We start from the raw sequence: 25257 nt of genomic DNA, 5'->3' as shown, positions 1-25257 counted from the left end.
TTGTACAAATTTTCTGAGTTTTTGTACAAAAAATAGGAAAACGTCCCGATGTTTTTAGAAGAACATCGGGACGTTTTTCTCATATCGTGGTGACGTTTTCCGGAACCGGTGCCGTCAATCTCTTTTCGAAAGCCGGCGCAGCAGATTGTGATTAATCTGAAGCAGTTCTTTATGCTTGCGTGTGATGGTCGATGTAATGGGGCGGCTGCCTATAAAATCGGTGAAGTGCTGGAGCACGTTGAAGGCCTCAATGGGCGACTTGCCCTTCTGAGGAGCAATGACTTTCAGCCCTTTAGAGATAATTTCTACTTCCAGATCCTTTCCTCCCATTGCAGGGTCGCCGTCGAAATGGAATACACCTTCCTGTGCACGATGTATTGTTATCTTTTTTTCCTTTAGGGTCTTGATACGGCTGTTCTGGTTGATGGTCTTGTTGAACAACTGAAACGACAAGGCAGGCACATCGAGTACCGTAAACGGTTCCAGTATTGTAACATCCATCATGCCGTCTGTGAGCGACGCCTGAGGGGCGATGTAGGCATTATTGCCGTACTGGGAGGCGTTGGCGCAAGCTATCAGAAAAGCCTTGTAGCGTACCGTTCCCGATGCGTTCTCTATTTCGTATGTTTCGGGGCGGTAAGTAAGGCTCTCGTGTAAGGTATTTTCCAGATAAGTCAGCAGGCCTCTCTTTCCGGAGTCGGCGAACTTCAGGCTTACAAACGCGTCGAACCCGACCCCGCAGGTGCAGAAGAACGGGTGAGAGTCTATCAGGCCATAGTCGATGGTCTTGATGAGTCCCTGGTTCAGGACTTCGATAGCACCGCGTGCTTCCAGCGGAATATGCAGATGGCGAGCCAGTCCGTTGCCCGAGCCGCATGGAATGATGCCCATAGCCGTGTCGGTGTGTATCAGGGCACGTCCTACTTCGTTGATTGTTCCGTCGCCGCCTATGGCCACAACGATGTCTTTCTTTTCTTCGGCGGCCTGCCGTGCTATTTCTATGGCATGTCCGGCATATTCAGTCTTTCGGATTTTATAATTATATAATGTATGGTCCAGTCTTTTTTCTATCTGATGCAGAATGAACTCTTTTCCATGAGTACCTGATATCGGATTGACTATAAATACTATTTCTTTCTTTGGGTCCATCTTGTCTGAGCAGCTTAGTCTTTTCAGTAAACAAAAATACGACTATTTTGTTTATTTCGTGGTACATTTTGTGCAGAAATGATGTTTAAAACGTTTTTTTTGCCGTAACAGGCGTTTAAAACAACGAAAATTATTATCTTTGCGCACTCTTTTTATGAAATTGCCGGCATGAAAGAGTCCGGTTAATTATAATTAATGTAAGTCATCGGGCTTACCAGATATTAGAATATGGGATTATTACAAGACAAACTAAGTAAATTCAGAACACCTCAGATGTACATGGAGAGAGGTGTTTATCCTTACTTCCGCGAGATTGACAGCGCTCAAGACACAGAGGTAATGATGGATGGAAAGAAGGTTTTGATGTTCGGCTCTAATTCGTACATGGGTCTGACTCACGACCAACGTATCATCGATGCAGCGATTGCTGCTACCCGCAAGTACGGAACCGGATGTGCCGGCTCACGTTTGCTGAACGGAACCCTTGATATTCATGTTGAACTGGAGAAGGAATTGGCCGATTTCGTGGGGAAGGACGAAGCTCTCTGTTTTTCTACCGGCTTCACCGTTAATGAAGGAGTTATCCCGCAGTTGGCCGGACGTGGTGACTATATTATTTGTGATGACCGCGATCATGCTTCAATCGTCGACGGACGCCGCCTTTCTTTTGCTACTCAGCTGAAGTATAAGCATAACGATATGGAAGCTCTGGAGAAAGAGCTTCAGAAGTGCGAGCCGGATGCTATCAAACTGATTGTAGTGGATAGTGTCTTCTCTATGGAAGGCGACTTGGCTAATCTTCCTGAGATTGTTCGATTGAAGAAGAAATATAATGCCAGTGTTTATGTAGACGAAGCTCATGGTCTGGGTGTGTTTGGTAGAAACGGACGAGGTGTATGCGATCACTTCGGCGTAACCAAGGACATTGACCTGATTATGGGTACATTCTCCAAATCATTGGCTTCTATCGGTGGTTTCGTTGCCGGTGACAAAGATGTAATTAACTGGTTGCGTCATAATGCCCGTTCTTATATATTCCAGGCAAGTAATACGCCGGCTGCTACTGCTGCAGCAATGGAGGCTCTGCATATTTTCAAAACTGAACCTCAGCGTCAGGAAAACTTGTGGAAGATTACCAATTATGCCTTGAAGAGCTTCCGTGAGGCTGGCTTTGAAATCGGTGATACGGAAAGTCCTATTATCCCGTTGTATGTACGTGATACGGACAAGACTTTCGAAGTTACCAAGCTGGCTTTCGATGAGGGCGTGTTCATTAATCCTGTTATTCCGCCGGCATGTGCGCCTCAGGATACACTGGTACGTTTTGCCTTGATGGCTACTCATACTAAAGAGCAGGTTGACTTTGCTATCGAAAAGCTGGTTAAATGCTTCAAACAGTTGGATTTATTGAAATAATAAATTATAATTTGACTTTTTAAAGGATTTTGAAAGGAGGTTTTTACTATGGGAGCTGCAGGTAATAAAAAACCGAAAGGCATGCATAAAAAACATGCTCCGGCTTATCAAGTAGAAGAGGCCATTCATGAAAATGACCTGAAAAAAGGGAAAAAGAAATAAATCGTTCTGACGGTTTATTTTAGAAAAAGGGTTATATTTAGAGCGTCCGATGCGTTGCAGAGGGGCTCGGATATAACCCTTTTGTTGTTATGTTTTAACTTTAATGCGATATGATACTGAATGAAAGAGACAGCCGCCATGAGCAAGTATTGCAGATTGCTCAGCAGATGATGATTGCTGCTCGTACTGCTCCGAAGGCTAAAGGAGTGGATATCATTGAAGTGGCAATGGTGACGGAAAGTAATATCCGTATTCTTTCGGATACGATGAAACAGATGTATGAGGAAAACGGCTTCAAGTTTTTCTTGCGTGATGCCGACAATATTCTGGAAGCAGAGTGTGTGGTGCTGATAGGAACGCATGAACATCCGCATGGAATGAACTGCGGTCATTGCGGCTTTGCCACTTGCGAGGAAAGAGAGGAGGGTGTTCCGTGTGCCATCAACAGTGTGGATGTGGGTATAGCCATAGGGTCGGCTTGTTCTGTCGCGGCCGACAACAGGGTAGATACTCGCGTTATGTTTTCTGCGGGACTTGCTGCTCAGCAGCTTGACTGGCTGGACGGATGCACACAAGTGTATGCTATTCCTGTAAGCGCATCTTCCAAAAATCCTTTTTTCGACCGTAAACCCAAAAATCCGTAATGGAAAATGAAATAAAATATCGCCGCCGGGAAGAAAAAAACTTTGTTCCCGGCGGCGATAAAATTATGCTAAAATGAACTTTTCTACTACGGCTGCTACACCGTCTTCATCGTTCGACAGTGTAATGTAGTCGGCATTTTCACGTACGACGGGCTGGGCGTTTGCCATGGCGACTCCAAGTCCGGCGTATTTTATCATCGACAGGTCATTGAATCCATCACCTACGGCTATCATCTCGTCTTTGGTCATACCGATTTCCTTGAGGAGAACGGCAAGCGACTGTGCCTTGTCGATACCTTTAGGCACCAGTTCCAAAAAATAAGGTTCCGAACGGAATACTCCCATCCGGTCTTTCAGGTGTTCGTACATTTCTTTTTCGAGTACGGCAAGGCGGGTAGGATCTCCTACAATCAGACACTTGGCTATCGGGTGATGTATTGCTTTAAGAAAATTGTCTACCTTCTTTATTTTCATCACGTTAAGCAATGCTTCTTTTAATACGTATTCGTCATCGGGGTGTTCCGTCAGTACAAATTCGTTTTCGTATGTTACGATGGCAAAGTTATTGTCTTTTGCGCATTGGTATAAATAGGGAAGTACTTCCGGGTCGAGCAGATTTTTATACATTATTTTGCTGGTTTTCCAGTCGATGATTTCTCCTCCGTTGTATGAAAGAATGTATCCTTCGTATTTGTCCAGCTCTAATGCGTTGGCCAGTGGCGCAACTCCGTAGGTAGGTCTGCCGGAGGCAAGCACTATTTTCAGCCCACGTTTTTGTGCTTCAATAAGGGTGGCACGCGTATGTTCTGTGATAGCTTTTTGTGAATTGGTTAATGTTCCGTCGAGATCGAGTACTAAAAGTTTATATTTCATAATTTATCCAGGTGTTTTATCGGCGCAAAGATAGCACAAATCGAATTTTATCCGTATATTCGGGGTAATAAAAGTTTTTTATCAGACTCATTTCTTTTCTGGCAAGATTGTGAAAGTGTATCGGTGTACGGGGAATTTTCGTGAAGGTGGTTGCCGGAGGAAAATGACGAGGGCTTGCAGATGCTGACATCCGGCGATGGCGTGCAGGTTTATTTCTGCACGTGGTAGGGTGCGGATGCAAGGTCTGGGAAGGAAATATAAAAAGGAGTAGATGTTATGAGTATCTTTTGGGATTTTGCCTTGCGCCTTTTTGTTGCTGGAGCAATGGGGGTGCTGATAGGACTGGAACGTGAATACCGTGCAAAGGAAGCGGGGTATCGTACGCATTTTCTGGTAGCGCTGGGCAGTGCGCTTATGATGATTGTTTCGCAATATGGCTTTATGGAAGTGCTTAAGACTGACTTGATTCGGGTGGATCCCAGCCGGATTGCGGCACAGGTGGTAAGCGGAATCGGTTTTATAGGTGCGGGAACGATTATTTTGCAGAAGCAAATTGTCAGGGGACTGACTACGGCTGCCGGTATCTGGGCGACATCGGGGATTGGTCTTGCGGTGGGCGCCGGCATGTATGCTATCGGAATTGCTGCTACGTTTCTGGTGCTGCTGGGACTGGAAACGCTGAGTTACTTTTTTAAAAGCATCGGCTTGCGGAATATGATGATTGATTTTTCTACGGATGATAAGGAGGCAATCAAACGGGTGTCGAAAAAATTTAATACCAGAAATTATGTCGTAGTATCTTATGAAATGACCGAAGCTTATTCGGACGGAAAGAATATTTATCACATCAGTATGGTGGTCAAGGCTAAACGGATGAATGAGGAAGGGCTGCTGTTGATGTTTTTGCAGGAATTTCCCGATATAACCGTAAACAGAATCATCTGATTTTTTGCCTTGACGTGGAAAAATAAAGGTTGCATCTCGAATCTCCTCTGGGAGTGTTTTGATGCAACCTTTGTCTTTTTGCCCGGAAGCTTTGTGGCGTGTTAGCCGATAAATACATTGACTATTAAGAATACGCGGTCGCTTCCTTCATTCATGTCGAAATCAATTTTATCTTCTCTGGCAAGCCAGCCTAAGGCTGCATTCAGGTCTCTGTCGGATAAACCGGAAATTTTTTTAAGGTTGTCATATTCCCAGTGTCTGTTGTCTTTTAGTATATTCCAAACGATCCCTGCATTTTCGCCAATTTGTGTTTTGTTCATATGGCTTCAATTTTAAAGGTTTGTATTCGGTTTTCTAATAGTCTATAGCAAAAATAACTTAAATTCGAGAAAATCGTATGTCTTTTTGATGAATTATTATTATGCAAGTTTTCTTTTAACTTTAATTAAACTCTGTCAGGGAAAGGAGAACGGGAGTGACATTTTTTGTCAGATTAATCTGTATTTCTATTTTTTTCTGCTAACTTTGCACGACATAATAAAAAGATGAATAAGAATTATGAGGAGGAATAGGATGAATTGGGTAGTTCCCAAAGGAGCTGAACTGACAGAGCTCGATAAGAAGGTGCTTTATTTTCAGAACAAGGGACATGAAGTTCCTACCCGTCAATTAATCAAGACTCCTGAACAGATAGAAGGTATCCGTCGGAGTGGTATGCTGAATACAGCTGTATTGGATAAAGTAGCGGAGGTAATCCGTGAAGGAATGAGTACGGCTGAGATTGATAAAATTGTATATGAGTATACGACAAGCCACGGAGGTATACCTGCTCCTTTAAATTATGAAGGTTTCCCGAAAAGTGTATGTACCTCTATTAATGAGGTTGTATGCCATGGTATACCCTCGGAAGAAGAAATTCTGGAGGAAGGGGATATTATAAATGTAGATGCTACTACCATTCTGGATGGGTATTACGCTGATGCTTCGCGTATGTTTATTATAGGTAAGACTACTCCGGAGAAGGAAAAGCTGGTTCGTGTAGCAAAGGAATGCCTTGAAATAGGTATTGAAGCTGCACAGCCTTTCAGCTTTGTGGGAGATATAGGTCATGCTATAGAAAAGCATGCAAAGAAAAACGGATTCTCGGTGGTAAGGGACTTGTGCGGTCATGGTACGGGACTTAAATTCCATGAGGAGCCGGATGTGCTGCATTATGGCAGAAAAGGTACCGGTATGCTGCTGGTTCCGGGTATGGTCTTCACGATCGAACCTATGATCAATATGGGAACCTGGGAGGTTTTCATAGATGAGGAAGACGGATGGACTGTAGTGACGGAAGATGAATTGCCTTCTGCACAGTGGGAGCACACGTTTGTAATGACAGACAATGGTCTGGAGATTTTGACATATTAATAATGAATATATATTATGGATACTATTATATTAGGAATAGAATCTTCTTGTGATGATACTTCGGCTGCTGTAATAAAGAATGGTGTTTTGCTGTCCAGCGTTATAGCAAGTCAGGCTGTACATGAAGCTTATGGAGGCGTGGTGCCGGAACTGGCTTCGCGGGCGCATCAGCAAAATATCGTACCAGTGGTACATGAGGCGTTGAAACGTGCCGGCGTGACAAAGGAACAGCTCAGTGCCGTTGCTTTTACTCGTGGTCCGGGCCTGATGGGTTCTTTGCTGGTTGGAGTATCGTTTGCCAAAGGCTTGGCTCGTTCTCTGGATATCCCGATGATTGATGTAAACCACCTGCAGGGACATGTGCTGGCGCATTTCATCAAAGAATCGGAAGATGATACCGATCAGCCTAAGTTCCCGTTTATTTGCCTGCTTGTTTCAGGTGGAAACTCACAGATTATCCGTGTGAATGCGTATAACGACATGCAGGTGCTGGGGCAGACTATCGACGATGCAGCCGGCGAGGCTATTGATAAGTGTTCCAAAGTGATGGGACTGGGGTATCCGGGAGGCCCTATTATCGATAAGTTGGCACGTCAGGGAAATCCGAATGCCTATACGTTCAGCAAGCCTCATATTCCTGGGTATGATTATAGTTTCAGTGGCTTGAAGACTTCTTTCCTGTATTCGTTGCGCGACTGGCTGAAGGATGATCCGGATTTTATCGAACATCATAAAGTGGATCTGGCTGCGTCGCTGGAAAAAACAATCGTTGACATCCTGATGGATAAGTTGCGTAAGGTGGTAAAAGATACGGGTATAAATGAAGTGGCTGTAGCTGGAGGTGTTTCTGCAAATAATGGTTTGCGTAATGCTTACCGGGAACATGCTGCGAAGTATGGATGGAAAATTTATATTCCCAAGTTCGGTTATACGACAGATAATGCTGCCATGATTGCCATTACAGGCTACTATAAATATTTGGACAAGGATTTTTGCTCGATAGACAAACCCGCATATTCACGGGTTACAATTAAGTAACATTAACCAAAAGAGATTATTATGTCAGTAGAAACTAAAACACTAAGTAAAGAAATAAGCGAAATATTCTGGCGGGAAGGGTATACACTGGCTACAGCCGAGAGTTGTACGGCTGGAAATGTCGCTGCAATTATTACGGCAATTCCCGGAAGTTCTCGTTTTTACAAAGGGGGAGTCATCGCTTATGATAATAAAGTAAAGCAGGATTTGCTCCATGTGGATGCAGAAACACTGGAAAAATACGGAGCTGTAAGCGAAGAAACTGTTGTAGAAATGGTGAAAGGTGTTATGCAGACACTTGATGTTGACTATGCAATGGCTACTTCAGGTATTGCCGGTCCTGCAGGTGGCACTCCTGAAAAGCCTGTTGGCACCATCTGGATTGCTGCTGGCAGTAATAAAAAAGTGATTACTGCAAAGTTGACGGAAGACGAGGGAAGAGAGAAAAATATACAGGCTGCAACGAAAAAGGCGCTCCAATTATTGCTGGAACTCTGCCAAAATCAAGAAAATGAGTGATAAAACTGCAATTAGTTGCTGAAAAGTTTGTGTATATAAAATAAAATCACTTATTTTGCACTCCGTTTGAGAGAAATAGGAATAAAACTATAAAAACTAGATAGAAATGTCGAAAATTTGTCAAATTACCGGAAAAAAAGCCATGATTGGCAACAATGTTTCACACTCAAAGAGAAGAACTAAAAGAACTTTCGATGTGAACTTGTTTACTAAGAAATTCTACTATGTAGAACAGGATTGCTGGATTAGCCTGAATATCTGTGCTAACGGCTTGCGAGTTATTAACAAGAAAGGCCTGGACGCTGCGCTGAATGAAGCTGTTGCTAAAGGTTACTGTGATTGGAAAACTATCAAAATTATTGGTTAATTAAAAGGAGAGAAAGACTATGGCTAAGAAAGCTAAAGGTAATAGAGTACAGGTAATCCTTGAATGCACAGAAATGAAGGATAGCGGTATGCCGGGAACTTCTCGTTATATTACTACAAAAAATAGAAAAAATACCGCTGAAAGATTGGAACTGAAGAAGTACAATCCTATTTTGAAAAGAGTAACAGTACATAAAGAAATTAAATAATAAGAAACCATGGCAAAGAAAACAGTCGCAACCCTTCAGACAGGTAAAGAAGGACGTTCTTATACTAAGGTTATCAAAATGGTTAAGTCACCGAAAACTGGTGCTTACATTTTTGATGAACAAATGGTTCCTAACGACAAAGTTCAGGACTTCTTTAAGAAATAATTGAAAAGAGAATAGTATTTTCTTAATAATGAAAAGCTCCTTTTATCGAAAGATAGAAGGAGCTTTTTTGTTTCTCGATGGTTATCGGTCTGATAAATTCTTCTTGCTTCACTCGTTTTGTGCTGTAATAATGGTGGGGTATTTATTTGTGAGTGAACGAGAATAGTTATATCTTTGTATCATAAATAGATAATAAACGTAAGCCGTATGGGATTTTTTAGTTTTTTTTCGAAGGAAAAGAAGGAAACTTTGGATAAGGGCTTGTCAAAAACAAAGGAAAGTGTTTTTGGGAAGATAGCTCGTGCTGTGGCTGGAAAGTCTAAAGTGGACGATGAAGTGTTGGATAATCTGGAAGAGGTCTTGATTACTTCGGATGTGGGTGTAGAAACAACATTGAAGATTATTAAGCGAATCGAAAAAAGAGTTGCTCAAGATAAGTATGTAAATACGCAGGAGCTTAATAACATCTTGCGGGAAGAGATTGCCGCACTGCTTACAGAAAACAATACAGTCGATACAGAAGAGTTTACTGTGCCTGAAGGTAAGAAACCTTATGTAATAATGGTGGTAGGTGTAAATGGGGTAGGTAAAACTACGACTATCGGTAAATTGGCCTATCAGTTTAAAAAGGCTGGCAAGTCTGTTTATCTGGGGGCTGCCGATACATTCCGCGCAGCAGCCGTAGAACAGCTTGTCATCTGGGGCGACCGTGTTGGAGTTCCTGTTATCAAACAGAAAATGGGTGCAGATCCGGCTTCTGTTGCATTTGATACGTTGAGCTCTGCTGTCGCAAATAATGCTGATGTCGTTATTATTGATACCGCAGGACGCTTGCACAATAAAATCGGTCTGATGAATGAGTTGACCAAGATTAAGAATGTGATGCAGAAGGTTGTGCCGGATGCTCCTCATGAAATCTTGCTCGTTCTTGACGGATCGACCGGACAGAATGCTTTTGAGCAGGCAAAACAGTTTACACTGGCTACAGAGGTGAACGCTATGGCAATTACGAAGCTGGATGGAACTGCTAAGGGAGGAGTTGTGATAGGTATCTCCGATCAGTTTAAAATACCTGTGAAATATATCGGTTTGGGCGAGGGTATTGAAGATTTGCAGATATTCCGTCGTCGGGAGTTTGTTGATTCATTGTTTGGAACAGCTAATAAATGAGAAAAAATACAATAGATATTATTACCTTAGGGTGCTCTAAAAATCTGGTCGATTCGGAAAAGCTGATGAAACAGCTTGAGGCGAATGGCTATAAGGTGACGCATGATAGTGAAAATCCTCAAGGGGAAATTGCAGTTATAAATACGTGTGGATTTATTGGCGATGCGAAGGAAGAGTCTATCAATATGATTCTTGAGTTTTGTCAGGCTAAGGAAGAAGGACGTTTAAAGAAACTTTATGTAATGGGATGCTTGTCTGAACGTTACTTGAAGGAACTGCAGGTGGAAATTCCTCAGGTTGATAAATTTTATGGTAAATTTAACTGGAATGAGTTGCTTGCCGACTTGGGTAAAACTTATCAGTCTGATTATGCTATTGAACGTCATCTGACGACTCCTAAACATTATGCGTATCTGAAAATATCGGAAGGATGCGACCGTAAATGTTCGTATTGTGCTATTCCTATCATTACAGGAAAACATGTTTCTCGTCCGATGGAGGAGATTTTAGACGAAGTCCGTTTGCTGGTTTCCGAAGGCGTGAAAGAATTTCAGGTCATTGCGCAGGAGTTGACTTATTATGGCGTGGATTTGTATAAGAAACAGATGCTGCCGGAATTGATAGAACGTATGGCTGAAATTCCGGGTGTGAAATGGATTCGTTTGCATTATGCTTATCCGGCGCATTTCCCGAAAGATCTTTTCCGCGTGATGCGTGAACACGATAATGTGTGCAAATATATGGATATTGCCTTGCAGCATATTAGCGATAATATGTTGACGAGAATGCGTCGCCATGTGACGAAGGAGGAAACGTATCAGTTGATTGAGGAGTTCCGTAAGGAGGTTCCGGGAATTCATTTGCGTACAACGCTGATGGTAGGACATCCCGGAGAAACAGAACAGGACTTCGAGGAACTGAAAGAATTTGTACGCAAGGCGCGTTTCGACCGTATGGGGGCATTTGCCTATTCGGAAGAAGAAGGCACTTATTCGGCAAAACATTATAAGGATGATGTTCCGCAAGAGGTGAAGCAGAAACGCTTGGATGAGATTATGAGCATTCAGCAGGAGATTTCGAATGAGTTAAGTCATAATAAAATCGGTAAGGAGTTTAAAGTAATCATCGACCGTAAGGAAGGGGATTATTACATTGGACGTACTGAATTTGACTCGCCGGAGGTTGATCCTGAAGTTTTGATTAAAGATGAAGGAAAGTTGTTGCGGACGGGCTCGTTCCATCGTGTGAAAATATATGATGCGGATGATTTTGATCTGTATGCAACATTAGTATAATTAATTTTATTGTGGAGCGGACGACATGAACAATAAAGAATTGACAGGCGAATTGTCACGCCGCTTGGAATATACCAATAAGGATGCTTCGCGTTTGTTGGCATCGGTAACGGCTATTATGGGAGAGGAGTTGCAGGAAGGTAAAACGATTGCAATTCAGAATTTCGGAACGTTTGAAGTTCGGAAAAAGATGGAACGTATTACGGTAAATCCTGTTACCAAGCAACGATTTCTGGTCCCTCCGAAATTGATTTTGAATTTTAAGCCGAGTCCGGTATGGAAGGAACGGCTAAAGAATACTCTGGGTAATGAGTGATAAGTTCACACAGCAAGACTTGGCTGATTTGTTGGCACAACGCCATGAAATGGAGCAGGCAGATGCAGAAGCATTTGTAAAGACTCTGTTTGCCCTGATCGAAGAGTCTATAGAAACGGACAAATATGTAAAGATCAAAGGCTTAGGAACGTTTAAACTGATAGATGTTGATACTCGTGAAAGTATAGATGTCAATACCGGAGAGCGGATTGAAATACAAGGGCATTCACGTATCTCGTTTACGCCGGATTCTTGGATGAGAGAAACGGTAAATAAGCCTTTCGAGCATTTTGAAACCGTACTGCTGAACGAAGGTACTCGGTTTGATGATATAGATGAAGTTTCTTCATTGGACGAGGATGCTGATGCGTCGGAAGAAGAAATCGGCGAAGGTGTTTCTTTGCCGGATGCAAACAGTAATTCTGAAATGGAGGAAGCTGAAGAGGAAAAAGCCAATCAAGAAAAACTTGTACCGGAAGAAGCTGATGGCAATAAGGTCGTGCCTGATAGTCCTCAGAAGGAGCCCGATAGTGAGACGACAGAACCTGTATCTGAAAAAGCGGAAAAGCCTGAAGATGAAACGGCAGAACCTGTACTGAAGGTCCCCGAATCTATACATGAAGATTTGGAGCCTGCCGTAGGAAAAAAGATATTCCGTTTTCCTTGGTGTATGGTTGCTACAGTGTTATTGGTGGGTGTTATTCTGGGAGGTATTATTGTATGGAGTATTTTTTCAGGAAGAAGATACATTCCAGAATCTGTTGTCCATATGCTTATGGAAAAGGAAACTGTACCCCTGAATAAGGATACTGTCGGTATACGCTCAGACTTGGAGAAGGATAGTATATTGCCGGTTAAACAGATTCCTGCGGTTCAGCAAGATACCGTTCGCGAGGTCGTTGCTCAGGTAAAGCCGGATGAAGAAAAACAACAGTTGCCTACCGTTGTCAAACGGGAAACTTTGGCTGATACTGTTGAATATATGATTACAGGTACACGCTCTACTTATACCATAAAATCGGGTGAAAGCCTGGTTCGTGTTGCGCTGAAGTTTTATGGTAATAAGAAGTTGTGGCCCTATCTGGTACAATATAATAAGGATATCATTAAAGATGCGGATGTAGTACCGGTTGGTACGACTATTCGCATACCGGAGCTTACTCCAAAAGAAATGAATAGAAAATAGGAGGAATAGGACAATGTTATTTTTTAAATATCTTTAGTCCAATAAGACTTAAACGAAAGAAGCAACTAATTTTTTTTAATAAAAATTAGTTGCTTCTGTTAATATAATGCCGTACTTTTGGGTTCGATTAAAAAAAGGTCAGTTGACCAATTGATAAAATTGCATATTTGAAACATAAAAATAAAAAATTATGGCTGAAGCTATTGACATTCGTGAATTGAACGAACGCATTGAACGTCAGAGTGCATTCGTGACCAATCTGATGGCTGGTATGGACCAGGTAATTGTAGGTCAAAAACATTTGGTAGAATCATTATTGATCGGCTTATTGGCCGACGGACATATTTTGCTGGAAGGTGTTCCGGGATTGGCAAAGACATTGGCCATTAAGACCTTGGCTTCGTTGATTGACTCTAAGTATAGTCGTATTCAGTTTACTCCCGACTTACTTCCTGCCGATGTGCTTGGTACAATGATATACAGCCAGAAAGATGAACAGTTCGTTACAAAGAAAGGTCCTATCTTTGCAAACTTCGTATTGGCTGATGAAATAAACCGTGCGCCGGCTAAGGTACAAAGTGCTTTGCTGGAAGCTATGCAGGAGCGTCAGGTTACATTGAGCAAGGATACTTTCCGTTTACCTGATCCATTCCTTGTAATGGCAACTCAGAACCCGATTGAACAGGAAGGTACATATCCGCTTCCTGAAGCACAAGTCGACCGTTTCATGCTGAAGGTAATTATCGACTATCCAAAGCTGGAAGAAGAAAAGAAGATTATCCGTCAGAACATTTCAGGTAATAAAACTGAAGTTCGTCCTATCTTGAAAGCTGAAGATATTCTGGAAGCACGTAAAGTGGTTTGTCAGGTATACTTGGATGAGAAGATAGAGCAGTACATTGCTGATATTGTATTTGCAACTCGTTATCCTGAAAAATATGACTTGAAAGATTTGAAGGGTCTGATCAGCTTCGGAGGTTCTCCGCGTGCTTCTATCAATTTGGCCTTGGCTGCCCGCAGCTATGCTTTCATTAAACGTCGTGGATACGTTATTCCTGAGGATGTACGTGCTGTTGCACATGATGTGCTTCGTCATCGTATCGGCTTGACATATGAAGCCGAAGCAACCAATGTTACTTCCGACGAGATAGTAAGTAAGATATTGAACAAGGTTGAAGTGCCCTGATTCGTCTGAAAGAATAAGACATAGCCTGAATGATTGTGTATATTCAATTGTTCAGGCCCCAATTATACATGGCATACAGAGCATACAGAGAAAAGATGTCATGTAAAAAATAGGTATATTTTGCTTTGGTTGTCCGAAGCGTAATCCAAGAAAGAATGGAAACAAGTGAACTATTAAAACGCGTTCGTCAGATTGAAATAAAGACACGAGGGCTTTCCAGCAATATTTTTGCAGGACAGTACCACTCGGCTTTCAAGGGCAGAGGTATGGCATTCTCCGAAGTGCGCGAATATCAGTATGGAGATGATGTGCGCGATATAGACTGGAATGTAACTGCTCGCTTTGACAAACCATTCATAAAGGTGTTCGAAGAGGAACGTGAGCTGACCGTCATGCTGTTGATTGATGTGTCGAATAGTCTGGACTTTGGTACAGTCAAGCAGCTTAAGAAGAGTATGGTTACGGAAATTGCTGCGACATTGGCCTTCTCGGCTATTCAGAATAATGATAAGATTGGAGTAATATTTTTTTCCGACCGTATTGAGAAGTTTATCCCTCCCAAGAAGGGACGTAAACATATTTTGTATATTATTCGTGAACTGCTTGACTTTAAACCGGAAAGTACTCGTACGAATATCCAGTGTGCTATTGAATATCTGACGAATGTTTTGAAGAAACGTTGTACTGCATTTATGCTGAGTGACTTTATTGATGAACGAGATTTTCAGAATGCATTGACTATAGCCAACCGGAAACATGATGTTGTGGCTTTGCAGGTATACGATCGTCGTCTGGAGGAACTCCCGGATGTAGGTTTAATGAAGGTGAAAGATGCTGAAACGGGACATGAGCAATGGATTGATACTTCTTCCAAAGCTTTGCGTAATGCGCATCATGAATGGTGGAAAGCCCGTCAGCAGAAGTTGCACGACATATTTACGCATAGCAACGTCGATTCAGTTTCGGTACGTACCGACCAAGATTACGTAAAAGCATTGCTTAATTTGTTTGCTAAACGAAACTAAAAAGGAATATGAAATACTATAAGAAATATCTGAAAGCGTTGTGGGTTGCTTTATTTTTGTTTATATCCATGCCGGGTATAAAAGCACAGGTTACCGTGGAAGCTACTATTGATTCTTTACAGCTTCTGATAGGTGAACAGGCGAAAATAAAGCTTCAGGTAAGCATGGATGCAAATCAGAAATTACGTTTGCCATTGCTACGTGATACACTGGTCACAGGGGTAGAGATATTAGATGTTGCAAAGCCTGATACTCAGCTATTAAATAATGACAAGCGCTGGTTGATTTCTCAGGAATATACAATTACCTCATTCGATTCGGCGTTATATTACCTGCCTCCTTTTGAAGTTTTTGTAAATGACAAGCCTTATCGTTCGAAAGCGTTGGCTTTGAAAGTTTATTCAGTTCCCGTTGATACCTTGCATCCTGATCAGTTCTTTGGTCCGAAAGATATTCGAGAGGTACCTATTACATGGAATGATATTGCTCCTTTGGTATATTGTGGATTAGCTATGCTCATATTGGGAGCAGCAGCTGTGTTCTTTATCATCCGTTATCGCGATAATAAGCCTATTATCAAGATTATCAAGATAGAACCTAAGTTGCCTCCTCATCAGGCTGCTATGAAGAAAATCGAAGAGATTAAGGCTGACAAGCAGGTACAGCGTGAAGATCCGAAGTTGTATTATACAGAACTGACTGAGGTCTTGCGAACATATATTAAAGAACGGTTTGGATTCAATGCGCTGGAAATGACTTCTTCGGAAATCATCGAACACTTACTGCAAGTAAAGGATCAGCAGTCCATCAACGATTTGAAAAGTTTGTTTGAGACAGCCGACCTCGTAAAATTTGCTAAGCACGCTCCGATGATGAATGAAAATGACATGAATCTGGTTAATGCAGTCGATTTTATCAATCAAACTAAGGTAGAAGAAGATCCGAATGCGAAGAAAGAACCTACAGAAATCAGGGTGGAGGAAAAGCGTTCAAAGCAAGGACGCATCATCTTGCTGTGCAGTATTACTGTGGTAAGTATAGGTGCCGTGGTTTGTCTGTATTTGGTTATCTGTCACATTATCGACCTCTTTTTTTAACGTTTAACATGTAAGGAACTATGATTTTTGCAAATCTGGAATATCTGTTTTTATTACTTCTGCTCATTCCATACATTGTATGGTATTTTATGCGCAGAAAGAAGACAGAGCCTACCATGCAGGTTTCTACGACCCGCATGTATATGAATGCACCAAAGAGTTGGAAGGTATATCTTCTGCATGCTCCTTTTGTCTTAAGGATCGTGACGTTTGTTATGATTGTACTGGTTTTGGCACGTCCTCAAACAACAGATAACTGGCAGAATACTGAGATAGAAGGTATTGATATTATGCTGGCTGTCGATGTTTCGACCAGTATGCTTGCGGAAGATTTGAAGCAGAATCGTCTGGAAGCCGCAAAGCAGGTAGCTGCTGAGTTTATAAATGGACGTCCAAATGATAATATCGGTTTGACTATTTTTGCAGGAGAGGCCTTTACACAATGTCCACTTACCGTAGATCATGGAGTCTTGCTAAATTTATTCAATAGTATAAAAGGTGATATAGCCCAGCGTGGACTTATCGAGGATGGTACAGCTATTGGTATGGGGCTGGCAAATGCTATTAGCCGCTTGAAAGATAGTAAGGCAAAATCGAAGGTAATTATTCTTTTGACAGATGGTAGTAATAACCGAGGAGATATTTCTCCGTTGACAGCAGCCGAAATTGCTAAGCAGTTCGGTATTCGTATTTATACGATTGGAGTCGGCACGAACGGAACCGCTCCTTATCCGATGCAAACATATGCTGGCGTTCAATATGTCAATGTTCCCGTCGAAATAGATGAGCAGACTTTGACGCAGATTGCAGGTACTACGAATGGAAATTATTTCCGTGCAACCAGCAATTCTAAACTGGAGGAAGTTTACAAGGAAATCGATAAACTGGAAAAGACAAAACTGAATGTCAAGGAGTTCAGTAAACGAGAAGAAGCTTATACGACCTTTGCTCTGGTAGCATTCTTCTGTATTTTGTTGGAAATATTGCTGCGTAATACAGTATTAAAGAAAATACCTTAAAACCAAGAATATTATGTTTCGATTTGGAGAACCTGTTTATTTGTATCTACTTATCGTTTTGCCGATATTGGTAGGGCTATATATATATTCCAATTATCGCCGGCGTAAAAAAATTGCTCAATACGGTGATCCTGAATTATTGGCTCATCTGATGCCTGACGTATCGAAATATCGTCCGGATGTAAAGTTTTGGCTGGTTTTTGCAGCCTTGGCTATGGTGATATTTATGCTGGCACGACCTCAGTTCGGCTCAAAAATGGAAACCGTCAAACGTCAGGGGGTTGAAACTGTCGTAGCACTCGATATTTCTAACTCTATGCTGGCGCAAGATGTTACACCCAGTCGTCTGGAAAAGTCGAAAAAGCTGATTTCTCGTTTGGTGGAAACATTCAATAATGACAAGGTTGCCATGATTGTTTTTGCCGGAGAGGCTTTTACACAGTTGCCTATTACAAGTGACTATATCTCGGCAAAGATGTTTCTTGAAACAATCAATCCTTCACTTATCTCGACTCAGGGTACTGATATTGCCGGAGCCATAAATTTGGCAATGAAGAGTTTCACTCCGAATGAAGGGGTCGGACAAGCTATTGTACTTATAACCGATGGTGAAAATCATGAAGGAGGAGCTGTTGAAGCAGCACAAGAAGCAGCCAAAAAAGGTGTTCGTGTTTTTGTATTAGGAGTCGGTTCACCAGATGGTTCACCTATTCCGGCTGAAGGGACAAATGAATTCCGTCGTGATAAGGACGGCAATGTGATTGTAACTCGTCTGAACGAACAGATGTGTCAGGAAATTGCAAAAGCGGGAAATGGTATATATGTACGAGTGGATAATACCAATAATGCTGAAAGAGCTTTGAATGCCGAGATAAATAAATTGGCTAAAGCTGATGTGGAAACTCAGGTCTTTACTGAGTTTGATGAGCAGTTTCAGGTACTGGCATGGCTGGCTTTGATTCTGCTGGCAGTTGATTTGATGTTATTGGAACGTAAAAATCCACTTTTCAAGAATATAAAACTCTTTAAACAGAATTGATTTTATGTTGCGGAAAAAATATGTGATGCTGGGAATAATGTTCGTATCGGTTGCTGCTTACGGACAGAAAACAGAGCGTGATTATTTGCGCAGTGGAAATAAGTTATATAAGGACAGCACATTTGTAAAAGCTGAAGTCGATTATCGGAAAGCTTTGGAATTAGAACCGAAGTCGACGGACGCCATGTATAATCTGGGCAACTCCCTGTTGATGCAACAAAAAGCGAAAGAAGCGATGGAGCAATATGAAGCTGCATCGCGGATAGAAAAAGACAAGAACAAGCTTGCACAGATTTATCATAATATGGGGGTGATTTTGCAGTCGTCTAAACAATTGCCACAATGCATAGAAGCATATAAAAAGGCTTTGCGAAATAATCCGAAAGACGATGAAACTCGTTACAATCTGGCTTTGGCACAAAAGCAGTTGAAAGATCAGCAACAGCAGAAACAGAATCAGGAGAAAGATCAGAAGCAAGATCAAAAGCAGGATGATAAGCAACAAAACAAAGACCAGCAGGATCAGAATAAGAAAGATCAGCAGCAAAATAATCAGCAGCAGCAACAGAACCAGAACCAAATGTCGAAAGAGAATGCAGAGCAGCTTCTGAAGGCAGCTATGCAAGATGAGAAAAATGTACAGGATAAAGTGAAGAAAGCGGTTCAGGTACAAGGACGTAAGTTGGAAAAAGACTGGTAATTAATGGTGAATAATTATAAATGAAATAAAGGAATGATGAGAAAAGTTATTTTCTTTCTACTGTTGATTCTTACTACAGTACATGCATGGGCAGACAACAAAGCTACTTTAACAGCCGATGCACCTGATGTGGTTGTAAGCGGAGATCAGTTCCGCCTGACGTTTACAGTCAACACGCAAAAGGTGAAGGATTTTCGTGCACCTTCTATAACGAAAGGATTTGATGTTTTGATGGGACCAAGTCGTTCTCAGCAAAGCAGTACACAAATTATCAACGGCAAGGTTTCTTCAAGTAGTTCCATTACGTATACTTATATACTGATGGCTGGCAACGCAGGAACTTATACAATACCAGCTGCAAGTATCGAGGCTAATGGAGAAAAAATATTTTCCAATGCCGTTACGATTAAAGTACTTCCACCTGATCAGTCAGCAGGAGGAAGCAAGAGCAGTCAGGGGGGAAGTGCACAGGCTGACCGCCGTCAGACTACAAACGGACGTATTACAAGCAATGATTTGTTTATTACAGCAACTGCCAGTAAGACGACTGTACATGAACAGGAAGCTATATTGCTGACTTATAAGGTTTATACGTTGGTAAATCTTCGTCAGTTATTTGGTAAAATGCCCGATTTGAAGGGTTTTCATACTCAGGAAATTGAATTGCCCCAACAGAAGACTTTCTCATTGGAGCATTATAAAGGACGCAATTACAATACCACCGTGTGGAGCCAGTATGTATTATTTCCACAACAGACCGGTAAGCTGGAGGTTCCTTCGATTACTTTCGAAGGCGTAGTTGCCATACAGACCATGTCGGACGATCCATTTGATGCTTTCTTCAATGGAGGAGGATATCAGGAAGTAAAGAAAAAAATCGTTACACCTAAGCTGACTATCAACGTTCAGCCGCTTCCTGCCAAGCCGGCTAACTTCTCGGGAGGTGTGGGAGAATTTACTCTTGCTTCTTCCATCAATGCCAAAGATGTGAAGACCAATGATGCAGTAACGATAAAACTGACCATCAGTGGTTCGGGAAACATGAAACTGATCAGTACGCCTGAAGTGAAATTCCCTGAAGATTTTGAAGTGTACGACCCGAAAGTAACGAATAACTTTGAAGCATCACGTGCCGGACTGAGCGGAAGCCAGACCATCGAGTATCTGGCCATACCTCGTCATGCGGGAAACTTTACAATACCTCCTGTCGAGTTTACTTATTTTGACTTGAAGTCGAATTCATACAAGACACTGAAAACCGAAGCCTATAATATTAACGTAGCAAAAGGAAATGGAAATGCCGATCAGGTAATTGCCGACTTTACCAATAAGGAAAATGTCAAGGTTCTGGGACAGGATATCCGTTTCATCAAACTGGGCGATACAAAACTGATGCAGAAGGGCGCCGTCTTCTTCGGCACTGTAGGTTACTATTTGTGGTATATCATTCCGTTTGTCTTATTTGTGGGATTAGTTGTCTTCTTCCGCAAGCAGGCTGCCGAAAATGCCAATGTAGCAAAAGTGAAGACAAAGAAGGCTAATAAGGTAGCGACCAAGCGTATGAAACTTGCCGGAAAGCTGCTGGCAGAGAACCGTAAGAATGAGTTCTATGATGAAGTATTGAAAGCCTTATGGGGATATATCAGTGATAAACTGAGTATACCTGTTTCGCAGCTTTCTAAAGATAATATCGAAGCCGAGCTGGTGAAATACGGTGTAGCAGACGATGTAATAAAAGATTTCATCAATGCCTTGAACGAATGCGAATTTGCCCGTTACGCTCCGGGAGATGAAAATGAAGCGATGGACAAGGTATATACGACATCGGTAGAAGCGATCAGTAGAATGGAGAACAGTATCAAACATTAAAAACAGACAGAAGAACCATATTGATATGAAAAGACTATTTATAGTTATTGCATTTCTGATTGGCATAGTCCAGTTCACTTCGGCCGCAGTATCAAAGGCCGAAGCCGACAAGGATTATCAGGAAAACAAGTTTGCTGATGCAATTGAAAAGTACGAAGCTATTCTAAGTTCGGAAGGCGAGTCGGCAGACATTTACTACAATTTGGGAAACAGCTATTACAAGAACAAGAATATAGCCAAAGCCGTTTTGAATTACGAACGAGCCTTATTGATGAATCCTGGTGATGCAGATATACGTTTCAATCTGGAAATGGCGCGAAGCAAGACTGTAGACCAGGTTACTCCTGCCAGTGAAATTTTCATTGTGACATGGATAAACTCATTGATAAACTGTATGAGCGAAAGCGGATGGGGAGTAACAGGTATCGTTTCCTTTATCCTTCTTCTCGCGGGTATGGCATTGTATATTTTTGGAAACAGAATCCTTTTCAAGAAAATAGGTTTTATTTCGGCTGTAGTATTCTTGATTGTAGCCGTATGTGCCAATTTCTTTGCCAGCGAACAGAAGGAAGAGCTTCTGAACCGTACAGGTGCCATTGTAATGTCGCCAAGTATTACAGTTAAAAGTACTCCCAATGAAAGCGGAACCGATCTGTTTGTCTTGCACGAGGGTACTAAAGTCTATATAGAAGACAATTCGATGAAAGGCTGGAAAGAAATCCGTCTGGAAGATGGGAAAAAAGGATGGCTGCCCGTATCGGCAATAGAAGTTATCTGATGTTTTCCAAAATATATAATATTTATGATTGATATACAGCAGCTTATTGAGGCAGATCAGAATCTGTTATTGACCCTGAACGGAAGTGATTCCATGTTCTGGGATGGTTTTATGTGGATTGTATCCGGTACAAAAATATGGATTCCTGTTGCCGCAGTGCTGCTGTATGTCATATTCAAAAATACCAAATTTACTCAGGGACTGCTTATACTTGCCATGATAGCTTTAAGCATAACCCTGGCCGACCAGTTCTCTTCCGGTTTCTGCAAGCCATATTTCATGCGTTTCCGTCCTGCACAAGATCCCGAGATTATGTATATGGTGCATGTTGTCAACGGATACAGGGGAGGAATGTACGGATTTATATCAAGCCATGCAGCCAATACGTTTGCTGTAGCTACTTTTGTTTCGCTGCTTGTACGGAGAAAGGAAATGACCGCTGTCATGTTTATATGGGCATTGATTCCCTCGTATTCACGCATATATCTGGGTGTACATTATCCGGGAGATATTATATGCGGTGCAATTGCAGGCAGCGTTATCGCTTCACTGGTTTATTGGCTTTATGCGTTTATCCGGAAAAAATATTTCGAACAGCCCCAGTTTGTGTCAGAACAATATACTCTGACGGGGTTTGAGGTTGCAGATCTCAAGATTTTCCATACAGTCTTGCTGCTGACTTATTTTTATGCTGTTATGGCAGCTATGGTCATTTCCAGATTATTATCGTTCTGATATATTGCCAGCAAAGTAAAAAAGTTAATTTTTTGTTGGCTTATTCATTTTCTTTCATTACATTTATATCGTGAATTAACAAAAGTTTTGTCTAACACTTTAAATTTTGATTACTATGAATAGAACGATTACTTTCAACGAACTTCGAAAAATAAAAGATTCTTTACCCAGTGGAAGCATGCATCGTATAGCCGATGAGTTAAATTTGAGTGTGGAAACTGTACGCAATTTCTTTGGCGGACATAATTTTAAGGATGGCAAGAGCGTAGGTATTCACCTGGAGCCGGGGCCGGATGGCGGACTGGTAATGCTCGATGATACGACCGTGCTTGATAAAGCGATAGAAATTTTGAAAGAGCAAACAGCCTAAGGTTGAAGATAAGTGGCAAAATCCTAATCGGTATGGTTTCTTACTGATTAGGATTTTTTGTTAATCTCGTAGTGTTTTTATGTGAAACCTTTTAAAACTTTAAACTATGGAAGATAAACTTGTTACATTAGCTATCCTCACTTATTCGAAGGCACAGATTTTAAAGTCTGTACTCGAAAGCGAAGGAATCGAGTCGTACATACATAATGTGAATCTTATCCAGCCTGTTATCTCGTCGGGTGTAAGAGTGCGCATTAAGGAAAGTGATTTGCCTCGTGCCTTGAAGATTATAGAAAGTTCTTCCTGGTTGTCTGAAGAAACTCTGGAAGAGAAGTCCGCCGAATCGAAATCGGAAAAAATCCCCAAGGTACTTGTCCCGGTCGATTTCTCTGCATATTCTCTCAAAGCATGTGATTTTGGTTTTAAGGTAGCTGCACACATGCATGCTGAAGTGGTTCTTCTGCATGTACATTTTACACCTATTTACATACCAAGCTTGCAGTACGATACGGAGAACTATCATGTCCCCTCGGCAAACGATGCCACTACAGTAAGAGGAATGATAGAAAATGTGCACAAGCAACTGAATAAGTTGTCGGCAGACGTAGCCGAGAAAATAGAAAAAGGAGAGTATCCGAACGTGAAATTCACATGCGTGCTGCGTGAGGGTATACCAGAAGAAGAAATAATATATTACATACGTCAGGAGAAACCTCTCATTGTGGTTATGGGAACCCGTGGAGAGCATCAGAAAGATCTGGACCTGATAGGAAGCGTAACGGCAGAAGTTATCGAACGGAGCCGCTCCTTTGTTTATGCGATACCCGAAAATGCTCCGGAGAAATCGCTTGAAGATATTCATAAAATAGCATTGTTTACCAGTTTCGACCAGCGTGATTTGATTGCTTTCGATTCGCTGATTACGACTTTCAAGGACAACAAGTTTGAGATTTCATTCATTCATGTGAACTCCCACGAAGAGAAACGTACATGGAACGAAATAAAACTGGCAGGCATCAAGGAGTATTTCAAGAAGCAATATCCTCAGCTTGAATTTACTTATTTGAATATTGACGAAGAAGACCTGTTGAGCAATGTAGACAAATTTGTACGGGAGAATGGCATTGACGTAATCTGTACTTCTAGCTACAGACGTAATATCTTTGCCCGTCTGTTTAATCCCAGCATTGCACGCAAGATGCTTTTCCATTCCAATACGCCGATTCTGATTATAAAGTAAGGGGAGATTAACCCTATACTCGAAAAGTCTCAGTCCCGCAGAAGGAAATATATAGAATTCTCCGTATATACCTTCGGGACTGAGACTTTTATTTATATTCCTAATTCTAATAGGAGAGGATGAAACAGAGATTCTCCGGCTCTACTTCTTAAGGTGTTTTACGATGAACTTCTCAACCTTATCGAGCATTGCTTCGGTCCAGAACTGCCAACTGCCGTGGTCAGCATTGCGTAAAGCATAAAATTCGTATTCGCATCCGTTTTTCTCCATTTCGTTGGCCAGCAGGTCAGCCTGAGAGAAAGGAACCACCCTGTCTTTTGTTCCATGTGCAAGAAATACCGGAGGCATATCCTTATTATCTTTTATGTAGTAGAAAGGACTTGCTTCCTTAGTCTTCTCAGGGGCGTTCCAGACGGCAATTTTACCGATGAGCAATCCCTCGGGGCTGTTTTCGTCGCCCTTCGAAGCTGCTGTAGGATCATCTTTCAGATGAAGTACGTCGGTAGGAGGATAATAAGCTATGATTCCGTTTATATCCGGAAGAGAATCGTTCTTGCTGTCGGCACCTTTAAGATGAAGTCCCGTAAACAAGGCTGTATGTGCTCCCGATGAACTTCCCCATACAAAGATATTGTTTACGTCGACACTATATTTCTGCGCATTCTCTCTCATAAAGTTTATCGCAGAGATAGCATCATTACGCTGGGCTGGAAAAACAGCCACATCAGACGGACGGTATTCTACAATGGCAACTACATATCCACGCTTTGCCATAGCTGAAATCTGTGGTACATCCACATATAAGTTTTGTTTCATCCATGCAGAACCTCTCACATAAAGAATGCAAGGGAAGGTTTTGTCTGATTCTCCATAGGGCTTAGGCATGACAATCTGCAATTTCAAATCCATATTGTCCTTGGTTGCATATACCACGTCCTTCAGATAATCTAATGAATATACTTCATCTGTCTGATTGAAGAATTGTACTTGACTGTTGGTCGGAACTGCTTCGGGGAAATTTTTACTGTTGTTTCTTGGCCCATTCTGTGCATGCAGAGCCAATGAAAGACTACAGATGCCAAGGCACATTAAAATTTTCTTTTGATTCATATTCTTCCTGTTCTTGATTTTGTATGGCAAAAATAAGACTATCCGTTCGCTTACGCTTCTTGTATAATGCCAAAAACTTATCATATGACGCCAATTCGGATGCGGGCCTGGAGTAAGGGGAGAAAACAAAAAGAAGGTGTGTCAAAAAGCACACCTTCTTTTTTAGCACAAAGCCCCGACTTTCACAAGCTGGGGCTTTGTTATTACCTAAAGATTTTGTATC

The 25257-nt window shown here is 41.7% G+C and carries 29 protein-coding genes and 1 pseudogene; 25 read left to right on the top strand and 5 right to left on the bottom strand.

Annotated elements, in window-relative coordinates; all coding sequences use genetic code 11:
• Window positions 1-114 precede the first annotated feature (114 nt).
• Window positions 115-1149 carry a diacylglycerol/lipid kinase family protein gene (locus ACZM60_RS06290; RefSeq protein ID WP_489521064.1) on the bottom strand — a complete coding sequence of 345 codons (1035 nt, stop codon included), beginning with the start codon at window positions 1147-1149 and terminating at the stop codon, window positions 115-117.
• A 228-nt stretch (window positions 1150-1377) separates the two neighbouring features.
• Between ACZM60_RS06290 and spt the strand changes: the two genes are divergently transcribed.
• The 3 genes from spt (at window position 1378) to ACZM60_RS06275 (ending at window position 3371) form a co-directional block, all read left to right on the top strand.
• Window positions 1378-2565, top strand: a complete 1188-nt coding sequence (gene spt, locus ACZM60_RS06285) for a serine palmitoyltransferase (protein WP_340318522.1) — start codon at window positions 1378-1380, stop codon at window positions 2563-2565.
• Between the two features lie 48 nt (window positions 2566-2613).
• The gene (locus ACZM60_RS06280; RefSeq protein WP_022053955.1) at window positions 2614-2727 is read left to right on the top strand and encodes a hypothetical protein; all 114 of its coding nucleotides are present in this window, start codon (window positions 2614-2616) and stop codon (window positions 2725-2727) included.
• 110 nt (window positions 2728-2837) lie between these two features.
• Window positions 2838-3371, top strand: coding sequence for a ferredoxin domain-containing protein (locus tag ACZM60_RS06275; RefSeq protein WP_021970671.1), 534 nt, complete (start codon window positions 2838-2840; stop codon window positions 3369-3371).
• 63 nt (window positions 3372-3434) lie between these two features.
• Here ACZM60_RS06275 and ACZM60_RS06270 read toward each other — a convergent pair whose 3' ends face one another.
• Window positions 3435-4244 carry a Cof-type HAD-IIB family hydrolase gene (locus ACZM60_RS06270; protein WP_021970672.1) on the bottom strand — a complete coding sequence of 270 codons (810 nt, stop codon included), beginning with the start codon at window positions 4242-4244 and terminating at the stop codon, window positions 3435-3437.
• A 276-nt stretch (window positions 4245-4520) separates the two neighbouring features.
• Between ACZM60_RS06270 and ACZM60_RS06265 the strand changes: the two genes are divergently transcribed.
• Window positions 4521-5189, top strand: a complete 669-nt coding sequence (locus tag ACZM60_RS06265; RefSeq protein WP_021970673.1) for an MgtC/SapB family protein — start codon at window positions 4521-4523, stop codon at window positions 5187-5189.
• 101 nt (window positions 5190-5290) lie between these two features.
• On the opposite strand, the gene ACZM60_RS06260 is transcribed toward ACZM60_RS06265, so the two are convergent.
• On the bottom strand, window positions 5291-5509 hold the full coding sequence (locus tag ACZM60_RS06260) for a winged helix-turn-helix domain-containing protein (protein WP_021970674.1): 219 nt from the start codon (window positions 5507-5509) through the stop codon (window positions 5291-5293).
• Between the two features lie 238 nt (window positions 5510-5747).
• Between ACZM60_RS06260 and map the strand changes: the two genes are divergently transcribed.
• From map to ACZM60_RS06155, 21 genes are all read left to right on the top strand, one after another.
• Entirely contained in the window at window positions 5748-6602 is an 855-nt protein-coding gene (gene map, locus ACZM60_RS06255) for a type I methionyl aminopeptidase (protein WP_340318520.1), read from the top strand.
• Window positions 6603-6617: 15 nt separating this feature from the next.
• A complete protein-coding gene (gene tsaD / locus ACZM60_RS06250; protein ID WP_340318519.1) occupies window positions 6618-7640 on the top strand; it encodes a tRNA (adenosine(37)-N6)-threonylcarbamoyltransferase complex transferase subunit TsaD in 1023 nt (340 codons plus the stop codon).
• A 21-nt stretch (window positions 7641-7661) separates the two neighbouring features.
• The gene (locus tag ACZM60_RS06245; RefSeq protein WP_340318518.1) at window positions 7662-8159 is read left to right on the top strand and encodes a CinA family protein; all 498 of its coding nucleotides are present in this window, start codon (window positions 7662-7664) and stop codon (window positions 8157-8159) included.
• 106 nt (window positions 8160-8265) lie between these two features.
• Complete coding sequence (gene rpmB / locus ACZM60_RS06240; protein ID WP_007569552.1) at window positions 8266-8526, top strand: 50S ribosomal protein L28; 261 nt, start codon at window positions 8266-8268, stop codon at window positions 8524-8526.
• Between the two features lie 19 nt (window positions 8527-8545).
• Complete coding sequence (rpmG, locus tag ACZM60_RS06235; RefSeq protein WP_007569553.1) at window positions 8546-8734, top strand: 50S ribosomal protein L33; 189 nt, start codon at window positions 8546-8548, stop codon at window positions 8732-8734.
• 9 nt (window positions 8735-8743) lie between these two features.
• Window positions 8744-8899, top strand: coding sequence for a DUF4295 domain-containing protein (locus tag ACZM60_RS06230; RefSeq protein ID WP_022232989.1), 156 nt, complete (start codon window positions 8744-8746; stop codon window positions 8897-8899).
• A gap of 207 nt (window positions 8900-9106) precedes the next feature.
• Window positions 9107-10069, top strand: coding sequence for a signal recognition particle-docking protein FtsY (ftsY, locus tag ACZM60_RS06225; RefSeq protein WP_340318517.1), 963 nt, complete (start codon window positions 9107-9109; stop codon window positions 10067-10069).
• Window positions 10066-11364 (top strand): 30S ribosomal protein S12 methylthiotransferase RimO, encoded by a 1299-nt coding sequence (gene rimO / locus ACZM60_RS06220; protein ID WP_021971815.1) that lies wholly within the window; start codon window positions 10066-10068, stop codon window positions 11362-11364. The genes ftsY and rimO overlap by 4 nt, the downstream gene beginning before the upstream one ends.
• 25 nt (window positions 11365-11389) lie before the next feature.
• Window positions 11390-11680 carry an HU family DNA-binding protein gene (locus ACZM60_RS06215; RefSeq protein ID WP_489521063.1) on the top strand — a complete coding sequence of 97 codons (291 nt, stop codon included), beginning with the start codon at window positions 11390-11392 and terminating at the stop codon, window positions 11678-11680.
• Window positions 11673-12866 (top strand): HU family DNA-binding protein, encoded by a 1194-nt coding sequence (locus ACZM60_RS06210; RefSeq protein WP_489521062.1) that lies wholly within the window; start codon window positions 11673-11675, stop codon window positions 12864-12866. The genes ACZM60_RS06215 and ACZM60_RS06210 overlap by 8 nt, the downstream gene beginning before the upstream one ends.
• A gap of 190 nt (window positions 12867-13056) precedes the next feature.
• Entirely contained in the window at window positions 13057-14052 is a 996-nt protein-coding gene (locus ACZM60_RS06205) for an AAA family ATPase (protein ID WP_021971818.1), read from the top strand.
• A gap of 155 nt (window positions 14053-14207) precedes the next feature.
• On the top strand, window positions 14208-15077 hold the full coding sequence (locus tag ACZM60_RS06200) for a DUF58 domain-containing protein (protein ID WP_340318515.1): 870 nt from the start codon (window positions 14208-14210) through the stop codon (window positions 15075-15077).
• Between the two features lie 68 nt (window positions 15078-15145).
• On the top strand, window positions 15146-16174 hold the full coding sequence (locus ACZM60_RS06195; protein WP_340318605.1) for a hypothetical protein: 1029 nt from the start codon (window positions 15146-15148) through the stop codon (window positions 16172-16174).
• Between the two features lie 20 nt (window positions 16175-16194).
• Window positions 16195-17193, top strand: a complete 999-nt coding sequence (locus ACZM60_RS06190; protein WP_489521061.1) for a vWA domain-containing protein — start codon at window positions 16195-16197, stop codon at window positions 17191-17193.
• 13 nt (window positions 17194-17206) lie between these two features.
• Window positions 17207-18232: a vWA domain-containing protein gene (locus tag ACZM60_RS06185; protein ID WP_489521060.1), complete on the top strand. Its 1026-nt coding sequence runs from the start codon at window positions 17207-17209 to the stop codon at window positions 18230-18232.
• 4 nt (window positions 18233-18236) lie between these two features.
• Entirely contained in the window at window positions 18237-18932 is a 696-nt protein-coding gene (locus ACZM60_RS06180; RefSeq protein WP_489521059.1) for a tetratricopeptide repeat protein, read from the top strand.
• Window positions 18933-18968: 36 nt separating this feature from the next.
• Window positions 18969-20801, top strand: coding sequence for a BatD family protein (locus ACZM60_RS06175; RefSeq protein WP_489521075.1), 1833 nt, complete (start codon window positions 18969-18971; stop codon window positions 20799-20801).
• A 25-nt stretch (window positions 20802-20826) separates the two neighbouring features.
• A complete protein-coding gene (locus ACZM60_RS06170; RefSeq protein WP_021971825.1) occupies window positions 20827-21579 on the top strand; it encodes a tetratricopeptide repeat protein in 753 nt (250 codons plus the stop codon).
• Window positions 21580-21606: 27 nt separating this feature from the next.
• Window positions 21607-22314: a phosphatase PAP2 family protein gene (locus ACZM60_RS06165; protein WP_340318604.1), complete on the top strand. Its 708-nt coding sequence runs from the start codon at window positions 21607-21609 to the stop codon at window positions 22312-22314.
• 115 nt (window positions 22315-22429) lie between these two features.
• Window positions 22430-22684, top strand: a complete 255-nt coding sequence (locus tag ACZM60_RS06160; protein WP_021971827.1) for a hypothetical protein — start codon at window positions 22430-22432, stop codon at window positions 22682-22684.
• Between the two features lie 106 nt (window positions 22685-22790).
• On the top strand, window positions 22791-23924 hold the full coding sequence (locus tag ACZM60_RS06155; RefSeq protein ID WP_489521058.1) for a universal stress protein: 1134 nt from the start codon (window positions 22791-22793) through the stop codon (window positions 23922-23924).
• Between the two features lie 141 nt (window positions 23925-24065).
• Here ACZM60_RS06155 and ACZM60_RS06150 read toward each other — a convergent pair whose 3' ends face one another.
• Together ACZM60_RS06150 and ACZM60_RS06145 are read right to left on the bottom strand one after the other, a co-directional pair.
• Window positions 24066-25034: an alpha/beta hydrolase fold domain-containing protein gene (locus tag ACZM60_RS06150; protein WP_489521057.1), complete on the bottom strand. Its 969-nt coding sequence runs from the start codon at window positions 25032-25034 to the stop codon at window positions 24066-24068.
• A pseudogene (locus tag ACZM60_RS06145) lies at window positions 24994-25257 on the bottom strand (hypothetical protein); the annotation flags it as partial. The pseudogene ACZM60_RS06145 and the gene ACZM60_RS06150, both read right to left, overlap by 41 nt.

Source organism: Phocaeicola sp. (genome assembly GCF_057861905.1).
This window is presented reverse-complemented; position numbering and strand designations above follow the sequence as displayed.

What these genes read in the sequence shown, in the direction of transcription:
- ACZM60_RS06210 (WP_489521062.1), top strand. Translation starts at nt 11,673, where the DNA reads ATGAGTGATAAGTTCACACAGCAAGACTTGGCTGATTTGTTGGCACAA.
- tsaD (WP_340318519.1), top strand. Translation starts at nt 6,618, where the DNA reads ATGGATACTATTATATTAGGAATAGAATCTTCTTGTGATGATACTTCG.
- ACZM60_RS06265 (WP_021970673.1), top strand. Translation starts at nt 4,521, where the DNA reads ATGAGTATCTTTTGGGATTTTGCCTTGCGCCTTTTTGTTGCTGGAGCA.
- ftsY (WP_340318517.1), top strand. Translation starts at nt 9,107, where the DNA reads ATGGGATTTTTTAGTTTTTTTTCGAAGGAAAAGAAGGAAACTTTGGAT.
- ACZM60_RS06155 (WP_489521058.1), top strand. Translation starts at nt 22,791, where the DNA reads ATGGAAGATAAACTTGTTACATTAGCTATCCTCACTTATTCGAAGGCA.
- ACZM60_RS06160 (WP_021971827.1), top strand. Translation starts at nt 22,430, where the DNA reads ATGAATAGAACGATTACTTTCAACGAACTTCGAAAAATAAAAGATTCT.
- ACZM60_RS06245 (WP_340318518.1), top strand. Translation starts at nt 7,662, where the DNA reads ATGTCAGTAGAAACTAAAACACTAAGTAAAGAAATAAGCGAAATATTC.
- rpmB (WP_007569552.1), top strand. Translation starts at nt 8,266, where the DNA reads ATGTCGAAAATTTGTCAAATTACCGGAAAAAAAGCCATGATTGGCAAC.
- ACZM60_RS06170 (WP_021971825.1), top strand. Translation starts at nt 20,827, where the DNA reads ATGAAAAGACTATTTATAGTTATTGCATTTCTGATTGGCATAGTCCAG.
- map (WP_340318520.1), top strand. Translation starts at nt 5,748, where the DNA reads ATGAGGAGGAATAGGATGAATTGGGTAGTTCCCAAAGGAGCTGAACTG.
- ACZM60_RS06205 (WP_021971818.1), top strand. Translation starts at nt 13,057, where the DNA reads ATGGCTGAAGCTATTGACATTCGTGAATTGAACGAACGCATTGAACGT.
- ACZM60_RS06190 (WP_489521061.1), top strand. Translation starts at nt 16,195, where the DNA reads ATGATTTTTGCAAATCTGGAATATCTGTTTTTATTACTTCTGCTCATT.
- ACZM60_RS06180 (WP_489521059.1), top strand. Translation starts at nt 18,237, where the DNA reads ATGTTGCGGAAAAAATATGTGATGCTGGGAATAATGTTCGTATCGGTT.
- ACZM60_RS06195 (WP_340318605.1), top strand. Translation starts at nt 15,146, where the DNA reads ATGCCGGGTATAAAAGCACAGGTTACCGTGGAAGCTACTATTGATTCT.
- ACZM60_RS06260 (WP_021970674.1), bottom strand. Translation starts at nt 5,509, where the DNA reads ATGAACAAAACACAAATTGGCGAAAATGCAGGGATCGTTTGGAATATA.
- rimO (WP_021971815.1), top strand. Translation starts at nt 10,066, where the DNA reads ATGAGAAAAAATACAATAGATATTATTACCTTAGGGTGCTCTAAAAAT.
- ACZM60_RS06275 (WP_021970671.1), top strand. Translation starts at nt 2,838, where the DNA reads ATGATACTGAATGAAAGAGACAGCCGCCATGAGCAAGTATTGCAGATT.
- ACZM60_RS06270 (WP_021970672.1), bottom strand. Translation starts at nt 4,244, where the DNA reads ATGAAATATAAACTTTTAGTACTCGATCTCGACGGAACATTAACCAAT.
- rpmG (WP_007569553.1), top strand. Translation starts at nt 8,546, where the DNA reads ATGGCTAAGAAAGCTAAAGGTAATAGAGTACAGGTAATCCTTGAATGC.
- ACZM60_RS06185 (WP_489521060.1), top strand. Translation starts at nt 17,207, where the DNA reads ATGTTTCGATTTGGAGAACCTGTTTATTTGTATCTACTTATCGTTTTG.
- ACZM60_RS06230 (WP_022232989.1), top strand. Translation starts at nt 8,744, where the DNA reads ATGGCAAAGAAAACAGTCGCAACCCTTCAGACAGGTAAAGAAGGACGT.
- ACZM60_RS06150 (WP_489521057.1), bottom strand. Translation starts at nt 25,034, where the DNA reads ATGAATCAAAAGAAAATTTTAATGTGCCTTGGCATCTGTAGTCTTTCA.
- ACZM60_RS06280 (WP_022053955.1), top strand. Translation starts at nt 2,614, where the DNA reads ATGGGAGCTGCAGGTAATAAAAAACCGAAAGGCATGCATAAAAAACAT.
- ACZM60_RS06175 (WP_489521075.1), top strand. Translation starts at nt 18,969, where the DNA reads ATGAGAAAAGTTATTTTCTTTCTACTGTTGATTCTTACTACAGTACAT.
- ACZM60_RS06200 (WP_340318515.1), top strand. Translation starts at nt 14,208, where the DNA reads ATGGAAACAAGTGAACTATTAAAACGCGTTCGTCAGATTGAAATAAAG.
- ACZM60_RS06290 (WP_489521064.1), bottom strand. Translation starts at nt 1,149, where the DNA reads ATGGACCCAAAGAAAGAAATAGTATTTATAGTCAATCCGATATCAGGT.
- spt (WP_340318522.1), top strand. Translation starts at nt 1,378, where the DNA reads ATGGGATTATTACAAGACAAACTAAGTAAATTCAGAACACCTCAGATG.
- ACZM60_RS06215 (WP_489521063.1), top strand. Translation starts at nt 11,390, where the DNA reads ATGAACAATAAAGAATTGACAGGCGAATTGTCACGCCGCTTGGAATAT.